Consider the following 20455-nt stretch of genomic DNA (forward strand, 5'->3'; position numbering starts at 1 on the left):
GCAAACCATTGTTTATGCGCTGTTCGGGTTGATTGCCTGCATGGCAACCGCAGGCGCAACAGGCATGAAAATGGGCGGCAAAAGCAAACATACTGCGATTTCCGCGAAACGCCGACGCATGCCGTTTATCGCTGCCAACGGAATGCTGATTTTGCTGCCTTGTGCCTTTTTCTTGAATAACCGCGCTTCTGCCGGACAGTTTGACAGCGTGTTTTATATCGTTCAAATCGTAGAACTGATTGCCGGTATGGCTAATCTGACGCTGTTGGGACTGAGCATGAAAGACGGATTTTCTATCCGTAAACCCAAATTGAAATCCGCTTAATTGTTAATTAACGTAGCCCGTTGGCGCAATATGGAAGATTTTAAAGCCGCTACTGCCAAGATGCGTCAGGCCCTGCCGGATAATATGCCTGAAGGGGTTACAGCTAGCCCGGGTTTGTTTAAAGTGATTGAAAACGATATGCCGCATGGTTTTGGCAGATACAATGGCAGAGGATCCGGCCGTAAATTTGAAGTATGCGGCGAGTAATCGCAGGCCGTCTGAAACCTGCTTTACATTGGGTTTCAGACGGCCTTTTGTTTTTCTTGCTTCAAACCTTTGTTTGCCGTAAAATCCGCGCTTCACTCTTACGGGAGTAGCCATTCGGCGCAATGCCGAAACCGTTGTCAACATAATCGGCTTGTGCGGCCGTGGCAGCGGTATCTTCTCTGCTTTATCGGAAGACAGGCAAGACGTAAGCGTTGTCCATACCCTTGCGGGCGGTATGCACAGCGCTTTTTGTTTGCCCGCTCTTCGGTTGAGTATCTTAAATCATGGAAGCTTTTTTCTCCTCGACGCTGGGCGTTGCCATTGCCGAAATCGGCGATAAGACGCAATTGCTCGCGCTCTTTTTGGCAGCACGTTTTGCCCACAAAAACGCGATTGTTGCCGGTATCTTTATTGCAACCCTGTTGAACCATCTTGTTTCAGCCGCACTCGGTGTCTGGCTGGCATCCGCTATTTCGCCAGAAGTCATGAAATGGGTGGTCGGCGGCAGCTTTATTGCGGTTGGATTATGGCTGCTGTTGCCGGACAAAGACGAAGACCCTGATGGCAAGTGGCTGAAATACGGCGCATTTACGGCGACGGTTGTCCTGTTTTTCTTGGCGGAAATCGGCGATAAAACGCAAATTGCGACGGTTCTTTTGGCAGCCAAATACCAATCTATCTTGCTGGTCGTGGTCGGCAGTATTGCCGGTTTGATGATTGCTTCTGTACCTGCCGTGTATTTGGGCGAAATGCTGATGCGCAAAATTCCGGCCAAAGCAGTGCGCATTGCTGCGTGTATCTTGTTCTGCCTGCTGGGTATTTTGACCCTGCTTGGCGATGGTATTGTGTTGAAGGCCGTCTGAAATGTGGGACATTGTTTTTGAACACAAAGACTTTGTGGTCATCAATAAACCTTGCGGCGTATCGGTGCACAGCGAATCGGAAGGGGATGTTTGCCTGACCGCTTCGCTGGCGCAGCAGCTCGGCGTTGAGCGCGTGTGGCTGGTTCACCGTTTGGACAAAGCCACCAGAGGCCTGTTGCTGTTTGCGTTAAACCGCGACAGTGCGGCGGCTTTGTCGGCACAGTTTGCCGAGAAAACCATGCGTAAAACTTATTTGGCACTCGGTACGCACAAGCCGGCGAAAAAGCAGGGTTGGGTGAAAGGCGGTATGGCGCGTTCGCGCCGCGGTACATGGAAGCTGATGCGTGATGAGGATAATTTTGCCGTTACCCGTTTCAGCAGCCAAAGCTTAAAGCCCGGTTTGCGCCTGTTTGTGTTGCAGCCGTTTACCGGCAAAACCCATCAGCTGCGCGTGGCCATGAAAAGCATAGGCAGTCCGATTTTGGGCGATACGCTGTATGGCGGCGATGAGGCGGGACATCTGTTTCTGCACGCTTGGCGTTTGGTTTTCGACTATCGCGGCGAGCATTTCGATATTCGGGTTGCGCCTGATAAAACATGGCCGTCTGAAATCGATTTGTTGGCGTGTTTGGGTTCGGATGAATCCGAATAGAAGCAGTGAAACTTTTGTATATATTAAAAAAGGCCGTCTGAAATTTTTCAGACGGCCTTTTGATTGTTTCAAGTTTACATTTCCAATTCGCTCAAACCCGGCAAATCGGCAAAACAGCGGTCGTGCGTGATTTGGCAGAAGTTGTCCAGATAGCCTTTGTTGGCGTCTTCCGTACGAATGGCGGCATAAAGTTTGCTTTGCAGGCCGTCTGAAGTGATTTTGCGGTGGACGACGTAGCCTTTTTCCAAATACGGCATGACTGTCCAATAGGGCAGGGCGGCGATGCCGCGTTTGCTGGCAACCAGTTGAATAATGGCAATGGTCAGCTCGCTGTGGCGGCGCGGCGGATTAATGCCTTTAGGCAGCAGCACTTTTTTGGGCAAATCCAGCATTTCGTCGGGGACGGGATAAGTAATCAGGGTTTCGTCGATAAAATCTTCCGCTTCCCAAACGTCTTTGTCGGCAAGCGGGTGGTCTTCTGCGCAGATGCCGACCATTTCATAGGCAAACAGAGGGCGGTAGCTGATGCCGTTGAGCGGCTCGGCTTCGGAAACGATGGCAAGGTCGGCGCGGTGTTGCAGCAGCAGCCCGACTGGATCGGCTTGGAAACCGGAGACGATGTCCAATTCAACTTGCGGCCATAAGGGGCGGAACTCGCCCATGGCAGGCATCAGCCAGTCAAAGCAGGTGTGGCATTCGACGGCAAGCCTGAGTTCGCCGGCTTCGCCTTCGATAATCCGCACCAGATCACGTTCGGCGGCGGCAACCTGCGGCAACAGCTCGCGCGCCAGTTGCAATAGGCGCATACCGGCCGGAGTGAAGCGCAAAGGTGTGGATTTGCGTTCAAACAACGGCGTTTCGTAATAATTTTCCAAGGCGCGGATTTGGTGCGACAGGGCGGATTGGGTCAGGAAAACCCGTTTGGCGGCAAGGGAAACGCTGCCGGTTTCTTCTAAAGCCAGCAAGGTTTTGAGATGACGCAATTCGATAATAGAGTCCATGTGTTTTCAGACGGCCTGTGGGTAAGGTAGGGTATATTAAAATAATTCATGATGATGTGCAAATGATTAATGTTGGGAATGATTGCTGAAATCGGAATGTAAGAATTTGAGGCATAAACAGATTTTGCGGTTAGAATGCGAAGCTGTTTTTGAAGATAGATATAAGGAGCGGAATATGGCTTTACGCCGCGAAATTCTGGCTTGGTGCGATGAGACATTGCAGGTCGGGCTGTTTAAGGACTATGCGCCCAACGGTTTGCAGGTTGAAGGCAAAGAAGAAATTGCCAAAATCGCCACTTCGGTTACCGCCAGCAAAGCTGCAATCGATTTTGCAGTAGAGCAGGGGGCAGATATGCTTTTGGTTCACCACGGCATGTTTTGGAAAAGCGAGCCCGTCACGATTACCGGTTGGAAAAAAGCACGCATTGAAACCTTGCTGCAACACCAAATCAATATGGCGGGCTACCACCTGCCGCTGGACGCACACCCGCAATTAGGCAATAACGCACAGTTGGCTGAGAAACTCGATTGGGTGCTCGAAAAACAATTCGGCGAGCAAAACCTGTTGAATACAGGCCGTCTGAAAACCACGCAAACGTTGGCGCAGTTGTCTGAACGCATCGAGGCGGTATTCGGCCGCAAGCCGACCGTTATCGGCGATCTTAAACGCGAAATCAAACGTATTGCTTGGTGCAGCGGAGGTGCGCAGGGATTTTTTCAGACGGCCGTAGATGAAGGTGTCGATGCGTATCTGACCGGTGAGATTTCTGAAGCGCAATATCATCTTGCCAACGAAACAGGTGTGGCATTTATCAGTGCAGGCCACCACGCGACAGAACGTTACGGCGTCCGCGCCTTAGGCGATGCCGTGGCAGAAAAATTCGGTATCGAAGTGGTTCACTTTGATGAAAACAACCCTGCCTGAGTATTGAGCAATATCATAAAAACTTTACCTTATTTTAAATAATGCTTTGAGTATTACAACAAACTAGGTAGAATTACGCTGTTTAATGGCTCGGTATTCCCAAAATTTTAGGACGACTGAATAATGGATAATCAAGAAATCAACAACGGTCGCCGCCGTTTCCTGACACTGGCTACATGCGGTGCAGGCGGTGTGGCGGCTCTGGGCGTAGCTACGCCTTTCGTGGCCAGCTTCTTCCCATCGGAGAAAGCTAAGGCTGCCGGTGCTGCTGTCGAAGTAGATGTCAGCAAAATCGAAGCAGGCCAAATGCTGACTGCCGAATGGCAGGGTAAACCGATTTGGCTGGTCAACCGCACAGATCAACAGCTCAAAGACTTGAAAAGTTTGGATGGTGCAGTTACAGACCCTAATTCCGAAGTGGATCAGCAACCGGAATACGCTAAAAACGAGCACCGTTCGATCAAGCCGAACCTCCTCGTCGCTATCGGTATCTGTACCCACCTGGGTTGCTCTCCGACTTACCGTCCCGACGTTGCCCCTGCGGATTTGGGTGCAGACTGGAAAGGCGGTTTCTTCTGCCCTTGCCACGGTTCGAAATTCGACATGGCAGGCCGCGTATACAAAGGTGTTCCTGCACCGACCAATTTGGTTGTACCGCCTTACAAATATCTGAGCGATACGACTGTTTTGGTGGGCGAAGACTAAAAATAAGGAACGATAATTATGGCAAACCAAACCAATAGCAAAGCAAAAGCATTGTTAGGCTGGATGGACGCTCGCTTCCCTCTGTCTAAAATGTGGAATGAGCATTTGGCTCAATACTATGCGCCGAAGAACTTCAACTTCTGGTATTACTTCGGCTCTTTGGCCCTGCTTGTCCTTGTAATTCAAATCGTCAGCGGTATTTTCCTGACCATGAACTACAAACCGGACGGCAACCTTAACGCCTACCATCTGCCTGCTGCCTTTACCGCAGTAGAGTACATCATGCGCGACGTGTCCGGCGGCTGGATTATCCGCTACATGCACTCCACCGGCGCATCTTTCTTCTTCATCGTCGTTTATCTGCACATGTTCCGTGGTCTGATTTACGGTTCATACAAAAAACCTCGTGAATTGGTGTGGATTTTCGGTTCCCTGATTTTCTTGGCATTGATGGCAGAAGCCTTTATGGGTTACCTGTTGCCTTGGGGTCAAATGTCCTTCTGGGGTGCGCAGGTAATTATTAACCTGTTCTCCGCCATCCCTGTTATCGGTCCTGATTTGTCCACTTGGATCCGCGGTGACTTCAACGTTTCCGACGTTACTTTGAACCGCTTCTTCGCCCTGCACGTTATCGCAGTACCTCTAGTATTGCTCGGCTTGGTTGTGGCACACATCATCGCCCTTCACGAAGTGGGTTCTAACAACCCTGATGGCGTTGAAATCAAGAAAAACAAAGACGAAAACGGTATTCCACGCGATGGTATCCCATTCCATCCTTACTACACCGTTAAAGACATCTTGGGTGTTGTTGTATTCCTGATTGTCTTCTGTTCTGTGCTGTTCTTTGCACCTGAAGGCGGCGGCTACTTCTTGGAAGCGCCAAACTTCGATGCAGCAAATGCGCTGAAAACACCTCCTCACATTGCGCCGGTATGGTACTTCACTCCGTTCTACGCAATTTTGCGTGCGATTCCTTCCTTTGCCGGTACTCAGGTATGGGGTGTAATCGGTATGGGTGCAGCAGTTGTCCTGATCGCCTTGTTGCCTTGGTTGGATAAAGGCGAGGTTAAATCTGTCCGCTATCGCGGCCCAATCTTCAAAACTGCGTTGGTTCTGTTCATCATTGCCTTCATCGGCTTGGGTATTTTGGGTGCAATGGTAGCAACTGATACTCGTACTTTGGTTGCACGTATCCTGTCTTTCGTCTACTTTGCATTCTTCCTGGGTATGCCGTTCTATACCAAACTGGATACCAACAAACCAGTTCCTGAACGCGTAACCATGAGCACTACTAAACAAAAAATTATGTTCTTTGTTTACGTCGGTATTACCGTTATTGGTGCTTACTTGTTTGCAACCAATATCTGATGAGGGCAGCGAAAATGAAACAAACTCTGAAAAACTGGTTTGCTGCCTTATTGCTGGCAGTGCCTATGAGTGCAGCCGTCGCCAGCGGCGGCCATGCAAACTACGAAAAAGTCGATATCGACCTGCGTGATCAAGTCAGCCTGCAGCACGGTGCGCAAATCTTTACAAACTACTGTTTGTCTTGCCACTCTGCAAGTGGTATGCGCTTCAACCGTCTGAAAGACATCGGTTTGACTGAAGATGAAATCAAGAAAAACCTGATGTTTACAACAGACAACGTTGGTGACGTAATGGTAGCGGCAATGGATCCGAAAGATGCCTCCAAATGGTTGGGTGCGCCTCCACCGGATTTGACCCTGATCGCCCGTTCTAAAGGCGCAGACTACCTGTACGCCTATATGCGCGGCTTCTATAAAGACCCAACTCGTCCGACCGGTTGGAACAATACTGTTTTGGCCGGTGCGAGTATGCCTCACCCACTGTGGGAACAACAAGGTGTTCAGGCTGTTGAGTTGGATGCCAAAGGTCAGCCCGTTATGATTAAAGACGAGCATGGCAACCTGACTCCTAAACTGTATTGGGAATCTACCGGTCTGCACAGCCGTCGTCTGCCTAACGGTAAAGTAATCCAAAAAGAGTACGATACTTATGTGCGCGATTTGGTAAACTACCTGGTATACATGGGTGAGCCTGCTCAATTGCAACGCCACCGTATCGGTTACATGGTTTTGACATTCCTGTTTGCCGTAATGTTGCCGTTGGCGTACTTCCTGAAAAAAGAATTCTGGAAAGACGTTCATTAATTCTTTTGAATCAAAAAGGCAAACCTGTTTCAGGTTTGCCTTTTTTGTTTGTGAAATTGGTTTATGCGGAAATAATGTAAATTTTAAAATTACTTAATATAAACAATGTGATATATGAAATTTCTGGATTAAGTGTTTGAAATTATGTATAATTCTGTCTGAATTTTTATAAGGCTTAAGGCCGTCTGAAAAGATTGATCAGGAGTAGAAGATTATGATGACTTTGTATTCAGGTATTACTTGTCCATTCAGCCAACGCTGCCGTTTTGTGCTGTACGAAAAAGGCATGGATTTTGAAATCAAAGATGTGGACGTGTTCAATAAACCTGAAGACTTGGCTTTGATGAATCCGTATAACCAAGTACCGGTTCTAGTTGAGCGTGATTTGATTTTGCACGAATCAAACATTATCAACGAATACATTGATGAGCGTTTCCCTCATCCTCAACTGATGCCGGGTGATCCTGTTATGCGCGGTCGCGGTCGTTTGGTGCTGTACCGTATGGAAAAAGAATTGTTCAGCTTGGTGCAAGTGTTGGAAAACCCTGAATCTACCAATAAAGAACAAGCTAAAGCGCGTGAAGCCATTGGCAATGGTTTGACACTGTTGGCACCGTCTTTTACTAAAAACAAATACATCTTGGGCGACGACTTTTCCATGATTGATGTTGCCTTGTCTCCGCTGTTGTGGCGTTTGGACTATTACGACATCAAACTGGGTAAATCTGCTGCGCCTTTGCTGAAATACGCCGAGCGTATTTTCCAACGCGAAGCCTTTATTGAAGCATTGACGCCGGCTGAAAAAGCCATGCGTCGTTAAGGGACGGATCTATGGCAACTTCAACCAAACCGTATTTGTTGCGTGCTTTGTATGAATGGTGTTTGGATAATAACCAAACACCGCACATCGTAGCTTGGGTAAATGAACATACCCGTGTGCCGATGCAGTATGTGCGCGACAATGAAATTGTTTTAAATATTGGTCCTACCGCCAGTCACAACTTGAATATCGACAACGAATGGGTCAATTTCTCTGCACGTTTTTCCGGCGTAGCGCATGAGATTTGGATTCCGGTCGGTCATATTGTCAGTATATTTGGCCGTGAAAGTGGAGAGGGTATGGGTTTTGAGGTGGAACCATATCAGTCTGCTTCTACTAATCCTACGGCAACGGAAGATAAAAAAGCTGAGTTTGCGGAAGAAAAACCGAAGAAAAAAGTATTGAAGCTTGTGAAGTAATTAAAAGATAAAAGGCCGTCTGAAATGTTTCAGACGGCCTTTATTGATTGGGTATTGAAATGGCAAAATTAATGAGCAATCAGTTATTAATTAAGCCAAACAAAAAAGCTCTTGCGTTTAACAAGAGCTTTTTTGTTTAGTGGTGGAGGTAAGCGGGATCGAACCGCTGACCTCTTGCATGCCATGCAAGCGCTCTACCAACTGAGCTATACCCCCAAAATTTGGTGGCGAATCAGGGATTCGAACCCCGGACACAAGGATTATGATTCCTCTGCTCTAACCGACTGAGCTAATTCGCCGTTTCGTGAAGTGGCTATTATAGTTTTTTTTGAATATTTGGCAAGCGCTAATTTTGGTTTTTTTTATTTCTTATTGTTTTTAAAAAATAAAAAGTAAGTTGTCAGGCTATAGTTTATGGCAAATGTCGCCGTGGCTGAAGCCTGCCCAGTCGATATCGATGTTTTTGCCAAAAGCGATCACTTTAAAAAGTTCGCCCATTTCGTGCTGATGTATCAGTTTCTGTACTGCGGCGGCTGCTTGGATGTATTCAATTGAATCCGGACTGCCGATTTGCGCCAGCAGATCAGTGATGCCGAGATTGAGCAGGAAATAAGATTGGGGCAGGTAGCCGATTAAGTCCAAACCTGCTTCCGTGCCGGCGCGTGCAATATCGGTGAAATTGACGTGCGCAGTCAAATCGGTCAGGCCGATATTGAAAAATGGGTCGTGGATAGTGTGATGGCGATAGTGGCCGATAAATGTGCCTTCTTTACGTTGCGGGTGGTAATACTGAGCGGCATCAAAGCCGTAATCGATAAATATTATGCCGCCGCGCTGCAATTTGGCGGACAGGGTTTGGATAAAGGCATATTGTGCTAGATGCAGCTCGCTTGTGTATGAGGGAAGGGGAGGGAAGTATAAGGCGGCTGTTTGCGTAAGTTCGGCTTGGGCCAATGGTCTGATGGCTTCGATTAACTCGTCATTCTTTAGGCTGACACCGATTTGTTGAAACCCGTCATCTTGATAAATCAAGCGTTCCACCGGCATAGCATCCAATACTTCGTTGCCGATGATGATGCCGTCAAAATGTTCGGGCAATGTGCTGAGGTGGATGACTTTGGCGGCTACTTCTGGGGAGGTATGTTCAAGAATATATTGGCGTTGTCTCTCTGCAAGCTCTGCCGATAGTTCGATAATATAGTAATGATTCAGGCCATCTGAAAGGTTTTGCAAGAGTGTGGCAGCGAGATGTCCTGTACCTGCACCAAATTCGTAGATATTGCCTGCTGCTTGTGGCAATAATTCGGCAAGTTGTTTGGCAAGGGTTTGTCCGAATAGGGGGGAGAGGGTTGGGGCAGTAATGAAGTCGCCGTCTGTGCCGATTTTATGGCTGCCTCCACTGTAATAGCCGTATTGAGGTGTGTAAAGGGCAAGCTCCATAAAACGGGAAAAGGGTATCCAGTTTTGATGTTGTTCAATTTCGTTTTTTATGAGCTTCGTCAGGTGTGCTGAAGAGGCTTGTGCATCAGGGGAAGGAAGGGGGAGTTGTGGCTTCATGACTGTTAGATAATGTAAAAAATTTGAATTTGTTTGTATATTATAGCCCCTTGTGAGAGAGGTGGTAATCGGGTGTAAAAATACTATATGTAGTATTTTAAAAATATAAACAATACTAGATATGGTGTTTTATGCCATATAAAATGGCTGGCATATTAATTTGTCATGCATTTTTATATATATAAGCTATTGAATTTTAAGTGTTTAGTGTTTCATTTCAGATAAAGGGTTGATTTGACCTGATTGCCAAAATTTCTTATAGTGTCGGTTAGTGGGGCATAGTGGGTGAGAGTGGTTACTTTTTCCTAAAAAGTGTTCCGTGGAAGTGAAAACGAAATATTTTAGGAAGGTGGGATTTTTAATCCCACTCTGTTTTATTTTAATCGAATTTGGGGTGTGATGTGTTTGGCGGTGCTCATGAATTGAGTATGGACAGTAAAGGGCGGTTGGCGATTCCTGCCAAATTCCGCGATATTTTGCTGCGCCGTTATACGCCTGCAATTGTGATCACTCTGGATTCCCGAAAAAAATTATTGATGTACCCCGAGCCCGTTTGGGAAGAAAAAGCCGAGCAGATTTTGAAGTTGAAAGTGGCCGGCAATGAGTCTTTGCAACGGTATCAAAATCTGCTGCTGCACAATGCGGAGATTTTGGAGTGGGACAGCGCCGGACGTGTTTTGATTCCGGCGAATCTGCGCAAACGCGTGGATTTTGAAAAAGAAGTTACTTTGGTTGGCCGTGCAAACCGTATGGAGTTGTGGGGTCGCGAACATTGGGAAGAGGAAATGAATCAGGCTTTGGATATCGATCCTGATGAATTGGCTTTCCAATTGAGTCAAACGGATTTGCAATTGTGAGTAAAGTTGAAAATTATCAGCATGTTACTGTCTTGTTGCATGAGGCGGTGGATGCGTTGGCAATCCGTGAAGACGGGATTTATGTGGATGGTACCTTCGGTAGGGGAGGGCATTCCCGGCTGATTTTGTCACGTTTGGGCGAGCAGGGTCGTTTGGTTGTTTTTGATAAAGACCCGGAGGCGATTGCGGTAGCTAATGAGCTGGCGGCTCAAGATAAACGTGTCAGTGTCGTACACAATGGTTTTGAAACATTTCAGACGGCCTTGGATGAATTGGGCATCGATAAGATTGACGGTGCGCTTTTTGATTTGGGGATTTCGTCGCCGCAAATTGACGATGGCAGCCGCGGATTCAGTTTCCGCTTTGATGCGCCGTTGGATATGCGGATGGATCCGACCCGTGGGATGTCTGCGGCGGAATGGATTGCAACCGCATCCGAACAGGATTTACACGAGGTTATTAAGAATTATGGTGAAGAGCGGTTTAGTCGCCAGATTGCGCGCGCCATTGTTGCGCAACGGGAGGAAAGTCCTATCGATACAACCCGCAAGCTGGCGCAGCTTGTGGCGCAAAACGTCCGTACTCGTGAGCGCGGACAAGACCCTGCAACGCGCACCTTCCAAGCAGTTCGCATCTTTATTAACCGCGAGCTCGAAGAGGTAGAGGCAGTTTTGCCGCAGGTTGCAGGCCGTCTGAAAGAGGGTGGACGCTTGGCTGTCATTGCGTTCCATTCGCTGGAAGACAGAATTGTGAAGCAGTTTATTAAAAAATATTCGCAACATGCGCCTTTGCCCCGTTGGGCAGTGGTTAAGGAAGCGGATTTGCCTCAGCCGCCTTTGAAGGCTGTGGGCAAAGCAATCAAACCGGGTTCGACAGAGACTGAAGCTAATCCGCGTGCACGCAGTGCGGTTTTGCGGGTGGCGGAGCGCAGCAGCGGCGAATTTTCGGTTGTTGACTAGGGAAAGCGTTTCGGCATTGTCGCAAGGGATGTTTCTGTTGGCAGGCCGTCTGAAAGTTTTAAATGGGTAAGTTGAATATTTTATTACTAGTTTTGGTGACGGTTTCTGCCTTTGCCGTGGTGTTTAAGCAAAACCAGTCGCGCTTGCACTTTATCGAGTTGGATAAGGCGCAAAAGCGGGAAATTCAGTTGGAACAGGATTACGCGCGCTTGAAATTGGAGCAAGCAAGATTGGCAAACCACAAACTGATTAAAGTGGCGGCCGAAAAGCAACATCTGCTTCCGCCTGGTGCGCATAATACGGCTATGCTGGAACGCAAAAAATAAGAATATAGCCTTGTTTTCAAGGTGTTTACGGGAATTAATAGCTCACTGAGCAGCTAAGTCATGAGAAGTCCAACATGTTAATTAAGAACGAATATAAACCTCAAATGCTGTCTGGAACCACAAAAACAAAAAAACCGCTGACAAGTAACGGACGTATTGGTTTGGTGCTGGGTGCTGTTGCGCTGGCATTTACCGGTCTGTTGGTGCGCGGGGTTTATCTGCAAACCAGTCAGCATGAGTTTTTGAAAAATCAGGGCGACCAACGTTTTGTGCGCACACTTCCGCTGCCTGCATCACGCGGTATGATTACCGACCGCAATGGTGCTACATTGGCTTTGAGCGCACCTACCGAATCATTGTATGCCATGCCTTCCGGTATGGAGGAAATGCCGACTGACGAGCAGTTGGAGAAACTGTCGGCCATTGCCGATGTGCCTGTTGAAGTTTTGAAAAATAAATTGTCTAAAAAAGACAAAGGCTTTATCTACCTGAAACGTCAACTCAGCTACGAGAAAGCAGAAGAAATCAAGGCATTGGGCATTAAAGGCATCGCATTCCAAAAAGAATTGAAACGCCATTACCCGATGGGCAATCTGTTTGCGCATGTTATCGGTTTTACCAATATTGACGGCAAAGGTCAGGAGGGCTTGGAGCTTTCCCGTGAAGACAGTCTGCGCGGTGAAGATGGTGCGAAAGTCGTATTGCGTGACAACAAAGGCAATATCGTTGACAGCCTCGACTCTCCACGCAACAGCGTGCCTAAAAACGGCCAAGACATGATTTTGTCTTTGGATCAGCGTATTCAAACGCTGGCTTATGACGAGTTGAATAAGGCTGTGGCTTATCACAAAGCCAGAGCGGGTACAGTTGTGGTATTGGATGCACAAACTGGCGAGATTTTGGCGTTGGTCAACAGCCCGGCTTACGATCCGAATCAACCGGGTCAAGCCAATAGCGAACAGCGCCGCAACCGCGCCGTAACCGACATGATTGAACCAGGTTCTGCCATGAAGCCGTTTACCATTGCCAAAGCATTGGATTCAGGCAAAGTGGATGCAACCGATACGTTCAATACCCTGCCTTACAAAATTGGTCCGGCTACCGTGCAGGATACCCACGTTTATCCTACTTTGGATGTGCGCGGCATTATGCAAAAATCTTCCAACGTCGGTACCAGTAAACTTTCTGCCATGTTTACGCCTAAAGAAATGTACGATTTCTATCACGATTTAGGTGTGGGCGTGCGCATGCATTCAGGCTTTCCTGGTGAGACTGCAGGTTTGTTGAGAAGCTGGCGCAGATGGCAAAAAATCGAACAGGCAACCATGTCTTTCGGTTATGGCCTGCAATTAAGTCTGCTGCAATTGGCGCGAGCCTATACTGTCCTGACCCATGACGGCGAATTGTTGCCGGTCAGCTTTGAAAAACAAGCGGTTGCCCCTAAAGGCAAGCGCGTCATCAAAGCCTCTACTGCGAAAAAAGTGCGCGAGTTGATGGTTTCCGTTACTGAAGCCGGCGGTACCGGTACTGCCGGTGCTGTCGATGGTTTCGATGTAGGTGCGAAAACCGGTACGGCGCGTAAACTGGTCAATGGCCGCTATGTGGACAACAAACACGTCGGTACGTTCATCGGTTTTGCTCCGGCTAAAAATCCACGCGTGATTGTGGCAGTTACCATCGACGAACCGACTGCCAACGGCTATTACGGCGGCGTGGTTGCCGGTCCTGTATTCAAAGAAGTCATGAGCGGAAGCTTGAACATCTTGGGCGTTTCCCCGACCAAGCCTTTGAGTAATACCGCTACTGTCAAAGTACCGTCATAATCCAAACAATCAAAGAGATATTGTTTATGTTCAGCAAGTTAACCCCCTTGGCTGAAACCAACTTTCCGCCTCTGCTGTGTGAAAACGCAGCAGGGCGTTTGTTGCATTCAGACAGCCGACAAATTAAACAGGGTGACATTTTCGTTGCCTGTCAGGGCGAATATACGGACGGTCGCAGCTATATTCCTGCCGCCATCGCCAACGGTGCGACCTTTGTTTTTTGGGATGATGACGGCAAATTCACATGGAATCCCGAATGGAAAGTACCCAATCAAGGCATTAAAGATTTAAAACATCGCGCCGGTATGTTGGCGGCGCAAGTTTACGGCAACGTTTCAGACGGCCTTAAAGTTTGGGGCGTAACCGGTACCAACGGTAAAACCTCTATCACACAATGGCTGGCGCAAGCTGCCGATCTGTTGGGCGAAAAAACCGCCATTATCGGCACAGTCGGCAACGGTTTTTGGGGTGCATTGGAAGAGACCACGCATACCACGCCAGCTCCCGTTGATGTTCAAACCCTGCTCTACCGCTTCCGCCAGCAAGGCGCAACAGCCGCCGCGATGGAAGTTTCCAGCCATGGCCTTGACCAATCGCGCGTTAACGGCGTGCCGTTTTGCAGTGCAATCTTTACCAATCTCACCCGCGACCACCTCGACTATCACGGCACCATGGAAGCCTATGGTGCCATCAAATCGCGCCTGTTCTACTGGCATGGTCTGCAACACGCCATCATCAATGTTGATGACGCATACGGTGCAGAACTCGCAGGCCGTCTGAAAAAAGACTGTCCCGATTTAGCCGTTTATGGCTATGGTTTCAGCGAGCAAGCCGATATCCGCATTACCGATTTCACCGCTTCTTCAGACGGCATGGAAGCCGTATTCCAAACACCATGGGGCGAAGGAAAATGCCGCACCCGTCTGCTCGGACGGTTCAACGCGCAAAACCTCGCCGCCTGCGTTGCCTTGCTGTGTGCCAACGGTTATCCACTCAATAACGTTTTGGAAGTGCTGGCAAAAATCCGTCCTGCTTCAGGCCGTATGGATTGCATTATGAACAGCGGCAAACCTTTGGTCGTTGTCGATTATGCCCACACGCCCGATGCACTGGAAAAAGCACTCTCCACTTTACAGGAAATCAAACCACAGGGCGCGGCTTTGTGGTGCGTATTCGGCTGCGGCGGTAACCGCGACCGTGGCAAACGCCCATTGATGGGTGCGGCAGCAGTTCAGGGTGCCGATAAAGTAGTGGTTACCAGCGATAACCCGCGCTTGGAAAATCCGCAAGACATCATCAACGATATTTTGCCTGCCGTACCTAATCCTGAACGTGTCGAAGTTGATCGCGCCGTTGCCATTCGTTATGCGGTTGAGCAGGCTGCTACGAACGACATCATTCTAATTGCCGGTAAAGGGCATGAAAACTATCAGGATGTACAAGGCGTGAAGCACCATTTCTCCGATTTTGAAATTGCAGAAAAAGCATTGGCAGAGCGTGGATAAGCCATATCGCAAATGTTCAGACGGCCCAAAACCTTAAGGCCGTCTGAAAAAGATTTAAACATATACAATAAAAGCAATACGACACACGCATTACGGCACGTCAGCCATTAAACCCATCACAGTTGTTTGTTCCAGAAGACTTTTTAACAAGGCCGTCTGAACAACAAGGAGACCGAGTTGATGCTGAAAATGCCGACAAAAACCTTATTAATCAGTGCAGCCGTAGTTTTATTCGCAGGCTGTACAACCAAACAACTTCCGCGTCCTACTGCCGAAATCGAGCAGTTGAGGGCGCAACAGCCTCCGGCCGAACAAAGCCTGCCTAATCCTGTTAAAGGCAAGCGTTTTGACGATACTTGGGGCGCGGCGCGCAGTCAGGGGCGCAGGCATGAAGGTGTGGATATTTTTGCTAAGAAAAATACGCCGATACGCAGTACCACGCCCGGTATCGTAACCAAAATCGGGCGTAACCGATTGGGTGGCAAAGTCATCGGTATCCAAGGGCCGGGTGCGATTACTATGCCCACCTGAATAAATTTGCCCGTATCCGCCTGTATGAGCGAGTAAAAGAAGGACAGGTCATCGGCTATGTCGGTAAAACCGGCAACGCCAGAACCACACCGGCCCATCTGCATTATGGCGTGTATCTACCCAGCGGCGCGGTGAATCCGTATCCGCTGATTAATCAGAATAGATAGGCCGTCTGAACAAGATTTGAGAGTATGAACGCAAAGAAATTGGTTAAGGCAACGAATATCGTCGGTATGGTGGCAGTCGTGCTGCTGGTGTATTGGGTATTTGTTCTGATTTTATCCAATGTTTTCGGGCTTAAGGTATTCCGCGAATACATTACGGAAATTTTCCTGATGAGTATTTTGGGGATTTTTGCCGTGATGGCGGGTGCTTTGATACTGAACATCATGCTGAATTTGACCCGTATTGCTGAGCGAGGACAAGAGGAAGAAAGCAAAGGTGGCCGGAAAACCTTATATTTGTTGTTGGCAGTATTTCCTGTTTTAGCAGCCTTGTTATTTGGCGGAAATTATCTGACTGTTCAGAAAAAACGTCAGATTTTGACTCAATCGTTAGAGCGTATCGTCAAGGATAATCCATCGCAAATCAACGCGTTGGCAGATTATCGTTTTGACTTGGCGTACATCAAAAAAGCAGCGTTAATCCTTGAGCTGATGTCGAAGGAAGATTCTGCCTTTAAAGCAGCTACAGTGATTGTGCCGGATACGATCGGTAATAAACAGGTTTATTTGGCTTTCTCAGCTGATTCCCAGTTAAGTGGGATTGATGAGCAGGCACCTAATGCTCAGGGGGTAGGCGATGATAATGGTTTTGTCGTTACTCGGAATGGCAGTAAAGAAACGATCAGCAAAACGTAATATCTTTAATGCTCCGCATTTGAGCGAGCGTGAATACTTGCAGAGGGTATTTGCCGGACAAACAAATGAAATACGTTATGAGGCAAAAGACGGCAATTACAGCCTTTGTCACCCCTACCGCCAAAACGGTAAAACCATTGTATTGTGTTTTTCCGATTACCAGCAGTACGGGAAAATCGGCAGTTGATAAGAGAAAGTGATTTATAGTATGAAAAGTTGGTTTTCCAATACATTTCCTGATTATAAAAAATTGCCCAAAAGCGGCAAATTTATGGCATGGCTGACTTTTGTGCAGGGCGTGGTTTGGTTGATTCTGGCATCAATTCAGAGTGTGCAAGGACTGATTAACAACATGGCATGGGCTGTGTTTTTTGGGATTTTACTTTTCATTTTGGGTGTGTTGGCGCTGTCTGCAGCATGGAATGCGTTTAAATTCCGTGAAATAGGTTTTAATAGAATGATATATGTGTACACGCCATGCTTGTTGCAAATAGTCTTTGTAGGAGAGGCATTTTCTTTTACGTATTATATAGAAAGTGTACTGCAATTATCATTTAGCCTTACGGTACATAAGCTTACTGTCGGTGTAAATTTTGCCGCTATTCTTTTTATTGTGCTGGCAAGACGCAATTATCGTCATTTAAAAATGGTTTCCCAAAATACGGATAAAAATGTGGAGCCGTTAGAACAAGGACAAGAAACACAATCATGAAACCACTAGACCTTAATTTTATTTGTCAGACCCTCAACCTTCCGATGCCGTCTGAAAATCAACCCGTTTCGCGTATTGTTACAGACAGCCGCGATATTCAGGAAGGCGACGTATTTTTCGCGCTTGCCGGAGAGCGCTTTGACGCGCATGACTTTGTTGAAGATGTTTTGGCAGCAGGGGCAACGGCAGTTGTGGTTTCGCGCGAAGATTGCGCGGCTCTGGAAGGCGCATTGAAGGTTGACGATACGCTTGTGGCTTTGCAAAAACTGGCGAAGGCATGGCGTGAAAATGTGAATCCGTTTGTCTTCGGCATTACCGGCTCTTCCGGCAAAACGACGGTTAAAGAGATGTTGGCTGGCGTATTGCGTCATCGATTCGGTAATGAAGCTGTGTTGGCGACTGCCGGCAATTTCAACAATCATATCGGCCTGCCACTGACTTTGTTGAAACTGAACGAAAAACATCGCTATGCCGTCATTGAAATGGGTATGAACCATTTTGGTGAATTGTCTTTGCTGACCCGAATTGCCGGTCCGAATGTTGCTTTGGTCAATAATGCCTTGCGCGCACATGTCGGTTGCGGTTTTGATGGTGTCGGAGATATTGCTAAAGCTAAAAGTGAAATCTACGAAGGTTTGCTTTCAGACGGCATTGCGCTGATTCCGTGCGAAGATGCCAATATCGCTACATTTGAAGCGGCTACTGCGCAATTGAACGCTCAGACTTTCGGCGTTGCCAGTGGCGATGTCCATGCAGAAAATATTGAGTTGAAACCGTTGTCCTGCGAGTTTGATTTGGTGCGTGGCAATGAACGTGTTGCCGTGGTATTGCCAGTCCCCGGCCGTCACAACGTACATAATGCCGTAGCGGCGGCGGCTCTGGCTTTGGCGGCAGGTTTGAGCCTTGCCGAAGTTTCAGACGGCCTGAAAAATTTCAGCAATATCAAAGGCCGTCTGAATATCAAGCAAGGCATTAAAGGCGCGACTTTGATTGACGATACTTATAATGCCAACCCTGACAGCATGAAAGCCGCCATTGATGTGCTCGCCGCTATGCCTGCGCCGCGTATTTTTGTGATGGGCGACATGGGCGAATTGGGTGAGGATGAAGCCGCTGCCATGCACGCCGAAGTTGGCGCGTATGCACGGGATAAAGGCATCGAGGCCGCGTATTTTGTTGGCGACAACAGCGTTGAAGCGGCGGAAACATTTGGCGCGGAAGGTTTGTGGTTTGCTGACAAAGATCCGCTGATTCAAGTGTTGAGCCACAATTTGCCTGAACGCGCTACTGTATTGGTCAAAGGCTCACGCTTTATGAAGATGGAAGAAGTGGTCGAGGCGTTGGCAGCAACAACTGCGTAAAAGGCCGTCTGAAATATGAAAAAGATTTTTCTATTGGCTGGTTTGCTGATTGCCACGTTTTATGCCGGAATGAAAGTACAGGCATTTATTTATGAAGATACCTGCTTGGACTTGGGCGGCGGAAAGAATCCTGGAAACTATCCGATTTGCGTGGTAGAAAAATAATCTTACTCAACAAGGCCGTCTGTAATTTCAGACGGCATACCGATTTATTTTTAATTGGGCAATAAGCCCGCTGTAACAACAAAAACAAAAAAGGAAGCCCCATGTTTTTATGGCTCGCACATTTCAGTAACTGGTTAACCGGTCTGAATATTTTTCAATACACCACATTCCGTGCCGTAATGGCCGCGCTGACTGCGCTGGTATTTTCATTATTGTTGGGTCCGTGGACCATCCGCAAGCTGACTGCGCTCAAAGTCGGTCAAGCCGTCCGTACCGACGGCCCTCAAACCCACCTGATCAAAAACGGTACGCCAACCATGGGCGGCTCGCTGATTTTGACCGCCATTACCGTGTCCACAATCTTGTGGGGCAACTGGGTAAATCCTTATATTTGGATTCTCTTAGGCGTCCTGCTTGCTACCGGCGCACTCGGTTTTTACGACGACTGGCGCAAAGTGGTTTATAAAGACCCTAACGGCGTGTCTGCCAAATTTAAAATGGTGTGGCAGTCCAGCGTTGCCATCATCGCTGGTTTGGCATTGTTCTACCTTGCGACAAATTCCGCCAACAATATCCTGATTGTTCCCTTCTTCAAACAAGTTGCCTTGCCGCTTGGTGTAGTCGGCTTCTTGGTATTGTCCTACCTGACCATCGTCGGCACATCCAATGCCGTTAACCTGACCGACGGTTTGGACGGCTTGGCCGCATTCCCCGTTGTACTTGTTGCCGCCGGTCTTGCCATCTTTGCTTATGCCAGCGGCCACTCCCAATTTGCCCAATACCTGCAATTGCCTTACGTTGCCGGCGCAAACGAAGTGGTGATTTTCTGTACCGCCATGTGCGGCGCCTGTCTCGGCTTTTTGTGGTTTAACGCCTATCCGGCGCAAGTCTTTATGGGCGATGTCGGCGCGCTCGCGCTTGGCGCGGCGCTCGGTACCGTTGCCGTCATCATCCGCCAAGAATTTGTCCTCGTCATCATGGGTGGCCTGTTTGTTGTTGAAGCCATTTCCGTTATGTTGCAAGTCGGTTGGTACAAACGAACCAAAAAACGCATCTTCCTGATGGCGCCGATTCATCACCATTACGAACAAAAAGGCTGGAAAGAAACCCAAGTCGTCGTCCGTTTCTGGATTATTACCATCGTCTTGGTGCTGATTGGTTTGAGTACCCTCAAAATCCGCTGAATCTATGCCGTCTGAACACCTTTCAGACGGCATTTGAACGCGCAATAAACCTGCGGCGGCAATCCGCCCCGTCCTATCGTTAACGGCGGCTGAAACCCGCCTTATACTAAAACAGGAGTAAAACCATGAAACAACCAACCAAATGGCTTGACGCCGCCCTGATTGCCTTGGGCTTGAAGCAAGCGGCATGGGCGGATGACGTATCGGATTTTCAGGAAACGCTTCAAGCTGCGGAGCAAGGGAATGCTAAAGCCCAATATAATTTGGGCGTGATGTATGACAAAGGACTTGGAGTCCGTCAAGACTATGCACAGGCAGTGCAGTGGTATCGTAGGGCTGCAGAACAAGGGTATGCCGGTGCCCAATTCAATTTGGGCGTGATGTATGACAGTGGGCAAGGCGTCCGTCAAGACTATGCAGAGGCGGTGCAGTGGTTTCTCAAGGCTGCAGAACAAGGGCATGTCAAAGCCCAACATAGTTTGGGTTTGATGTATGCCAACGGGCGAGGAGTCCGTCAAGACTATGCA

23 protein-coding genes, 2 tRNA genes and 1 pseudogene are annotated in these 20455 nt (G+C 48.2%); 21 read left to right on the forward strand and 5 right to left on the reverse strand.

The annotated features are described in order from the left end of the window. A partial coding sequence (locus tag Q1M25_RS01920; protein ID WP_300481185.1) for a hypothetical protein occupies positions 1 to 325 on the forward strand: 325 nt, incomplete at its 5' end. Between the two features lie 3 nt (positions 326 to 328). On the opposite strand, the gene Q1M25_RS01925 is transcribed toward Q1M25_RS01920, so the two are convergent. After that, positions 329 to 646, reverse strand: a complete 318-nt coding sequence (locus Q1M25_RS01925) for a hypothetical protein (RefSeq protein WP_300481188.1) — start codon at positions 644 to 646, stop codon at positions 329 to 331. Positions 647 to 816: 170 nt separating this feature from the next. Between Q1M25_RS01925 and Q1M25_RS01930 the strand changes: the two genes are divergently transcribed. Together Q1M25_RS01930 and Q1M25_RS01935 are read left to right on the forward strand one after the other, a co-directional pair. Then, positions 817 to 1395, forward strand: a complete 579-nt coding sequence (locus tag Q1M25_RS01930; protein WP_004518907.1) for a TMEM165/GDT1 family protein — start codon at positions 817 to 819, stop codon at positions 1393 to 1395. Between the two features lies 1 nt (position 1396). Next, a complete protein-coding gene (locus Q1M25_RS01935; protein WP_300481190.1) occupies positions 1397 to 2047 on the forward strand; it encodes a TIGR01621 family pseudouridine synthase in 651 nt (216 codons plus the stop codon). 74 nt (positions 2048 to 2121) lie between these two features. Here Q1M25_RS01935 and Q1M25_RS01940 read toward each other — a convergent pair whose 3' ends face one another. Continuing rightward, entirely contained in the window at positions 2122 to 3048 is a 927-nt protein-coding gene (locus Q1M25_RS01940) for a LysR family transcriptional regulator (protein ID WP_003748251.1), read from the reverse strand. Positions 3049 to 3223: 175 nt separating this feature from the next. Here Q1M25_RS01940 and Q1M25_RS01945 point away from each other — a divergent pair, with 175 nt between their 5' ends. The 6 genes from Q1M25_RS01945 to Q1M25_RS01970 all read left to right on the forward strand — a co-directional run bounded on the left by Q1M25_RS01945 (position 3224) and on the right by Q1M25_RS01970 (position 8088). Next, the gene (locus tag Q1M25_RS01945) at positions 3224 to 3973 is read left to right on the forward strand and encodes a Nif3-like dinuclear metal center hexameric protein (RefSeq protein WP_300481194.1); all 750 of its coding nucleotides are present in this window, start codon (positions 3224 to 3226) and stop codon (positions 3971 to 3973) included. 123 nt (positions 3974 to 4096) lie between these two features. Beyond that, entirely contained in the window at positions 4097 to 4678 is a 582-nt protein-coding gene (petA, locus tag Q1M25_RS01950; RefSeq protein ID WP_049335346.1) for a ubiquinol-cytochrome c reductase iron-sulfur subunit, read from the forward strand. 18 nt (positions 4679 to 4696) lie between these two features. Continuing rightward, entirely contained in the window at positions 4697 to 6046 is a 1350-nt protein-coding gene (locus Q1M25_RS01955; RefSeq protein WP_300481198.1) for a cytochrome bc complex cytochrome b subunit, read from the forward strand. A 14-nt stretch (positions 6047 to 6060) separates the two neighbouring features. Then, positions 6061 to 6849, forward strand: a complete 789-nt coding sequence (locus Q1M25_RS01960) for a cytochrome c1 (protein WP_300481201.1) — start codon at positions 6061 to 6063, stop codon at positions 6847 to 6849. A 214-nt stretch (positions 6850 to 7063) separates the two neighbouring features. Continuing rightward, on the forward strand, positions 7064 to 7669 hold the full coding sequence (locus Q1M25_RS01965; protein ID WP_039861850.1) for a glutathione S-transferase N-terminal domain-containing protein: 606 nt from the start codon (positions 7064 to 7066) through the stop codon (positions 7667 to 7669). A gap of 11 nt (positions 7670 to 7680) precedes the next feature. Beyond that, positions 7681 to 8088, forward strand: coding sequence for a ClpXP protease specificity-enhancing factor (locus Q1M25_RS01970; RefSeq protein WP_300481205.1), 408 nt, complete (start codon positions 7681 to 7683; stop codon positions 8086 to 8088). Between the two features lie 140 nt (positions 8089 to 8228). Here Q1M25_RS01970 and Q1M25_RS01975 read toward each other — a convergent pair. From Q1M25_RS01975 to Q1M25_RS01985, 3 genes are all read right to left on the reverse strand, one after another. Continuing rightward, positions 8229 to 8304: transfer RNA gene (locus Q1M25_RS01975), tRNA-Ala, on the reverse strand. 6 nt (positions 8305 to 8310) lie between these two features. After that, positions 8311 to 8387 (reverse strand) — tRNA-Met (locus Q1M25_RS01980). Positions 8388 to 8493: 106 nt separating this feature from the next. Beyond that, complete coding sequence (locus tag Q1M25_RS01985) at positions 8494 to 9645, reverse strand: SAM-dependent methyltransferase (protein WP_300481208.1); 1152 nt, start codon at positions 9643 to 9645, stop codon at positions 8494 to 8496. Positions 9646 to 10046: 401 nt separating this feature from the next. Between Q1M25_RS01985 and mraZ the strand changes: the two genes are divergently transcribed. The 12 genes and pseudogenes from mraZ to Q1M25_RS02050 form a co-directional block, all read left to right on the forward strand. Then, entirely contained in the window at positions 10047 to 10502 is a 456-nt protein-coding gene (mraZ, locus tag Q1M25_RS01990) for a division/cell wall cluster transcriptional repressor MraZ (protein ID WP_300481212.1), read from the forward strand. After that, positions 10499 to 11461 (forward strand): 16S rRNA (cytosine(1402)-N(4))-methyltransferase RsmH, encoded by a 963-nt coding sequence (gene rsmH / locus Q1M25_RS01995; protein ID WP_188208803.1) that lies wholly within the window; start codon positions 10499 to 10501, stop codon positions 11459 to 11461. The genes mraZ and rsmH overlap by 4 nt, the downstream gene beginning before the upstream one ends. A 62-nt stretch (positions 11462 to 11523) precedes the next feature. Continuing rightward, positions 11524 to 11787, forward strand: a complete 264-nt coding sequence (ftsL, locus tag Q1M25_RS02000) for a cell division protein FtsL (protein ID WP_003681879.1) — start codon at positions 11524 to 11526, stop codon at positions 11785 to 11787. 74 nt (positions 11788 to 11861) lie between these two features. Then, positions 11862 to 13610, forward strand: coding sequence for a penicillin-binding protein 2 (locus Q1M25_RS02005; RefSeq protein WP_150536900.1), 1749 nt, complete (start codon positions 11862 to 11864; stop codon positions 13608 to 13610). A gap of 26 nt (positions 13611 to 13636) precedes the next feature. Then, the gene (locus Q1M25_RS02010; RefSeq protein ID WP_300481219.1) at positions 13637 to 15115 is read left to right on the forward strand and encodes a UDP-N-acetylmuramoyl-L-alanyl-D-glutamate--2,6-diaminopimelate ligase; all 1479 of its coding nucleotides are present in this window, start codon (positions 13637 to 13639) and stop codon (positions 15113 to 15115) included. A 180-nt stretch (positions 15116 to 15295) separates the two neighbouring features. Next, a pseudogene (locus Q1M25_RS02015) lies at positions 15296 to 15813 on the forward strand (M23 family metallopeptidase). Positions 15814 to 15837: 24 nt separating this feature from the next. Continuing rightward, positions 15838 to 16506, forward strand: a complete 669-nt coding sequence (locus Q1M25_RS02025) for a peptidase (protein ID WP_300481225.1) — start codon at positions 15838 to 15840, stop codon at positions 16504 to 16506. Between the two features lie 208 nt (positions 16507 to 16714). Beyond that, positions 16715 to 17218 (forward strand): hypothetical protein, encoded by a 504-nt coding sequence (locus tag Q1M25_RS02030; RefSeq protein ID WP_070645591.1) that lies wholly within the window; start codon positions 16715 to 16717, stop codon positions 17216 to 17218. Next, positions 17215 to 18579: a UDP-N-acetylmuramoyl-tripeptide--D-alanyl-D-alanine ligase gene (gene murF / locus Q1M25_RS02035; RefSeq protein WP_300481230.1), complete on the forward strand. Its 1365-nt coding sequence runs from the start codon at positions 17215 to 17217 to the stop codon at positions 18577 to 18579. The genes Q1M25_RS02030 and murF overlap by 4 nt, the downstream gene beginning before the upstream one ends. A 15-nt stretch (positions 18580 to 18594) precedes the next feature. Beyond that, complete coding sequence (locus Q1M25_RS02040) at positions 18595 to 18744, forward strand: hypothetical protein (RefSeq protein WP_300481233.1); 150 nt, start codon at positions 18595 to 18597, stop codon at positions 18742 to 18744. Between the two features lie 101 nt (positions 18745 to 18845). Beyond that, positions 18846 to 19928, forward strand: coding sequence for a phospho-N-acetylmuramoyl-pentapeptide-transferase (gene mraY, locus Q1M25_RS02045; protein ID WP_300481236.1), 1083 nt, complete (start codon positions 18846 to 18848; stop codon positions 19926 to 19928). 125 nt (positions 19929 to 20053) lie between these two features. Further along, positions 20054 to 20455 (forward strand): tetratricopeptide repeat protein (locus Q1M25_RS02050; protein WP_300481239.1); only part of this gene is annotated, 402 nt, incomplete at its 3' end.

Source organism: uncultured Neisseria sp. (assembly GCF_951230505.1).
Taxonomy (GTDB): Bacteria; Pseudomonadota; Gammaproteobacteria; order Burkholderiales; family Neisseriaceae; genus Neisseria.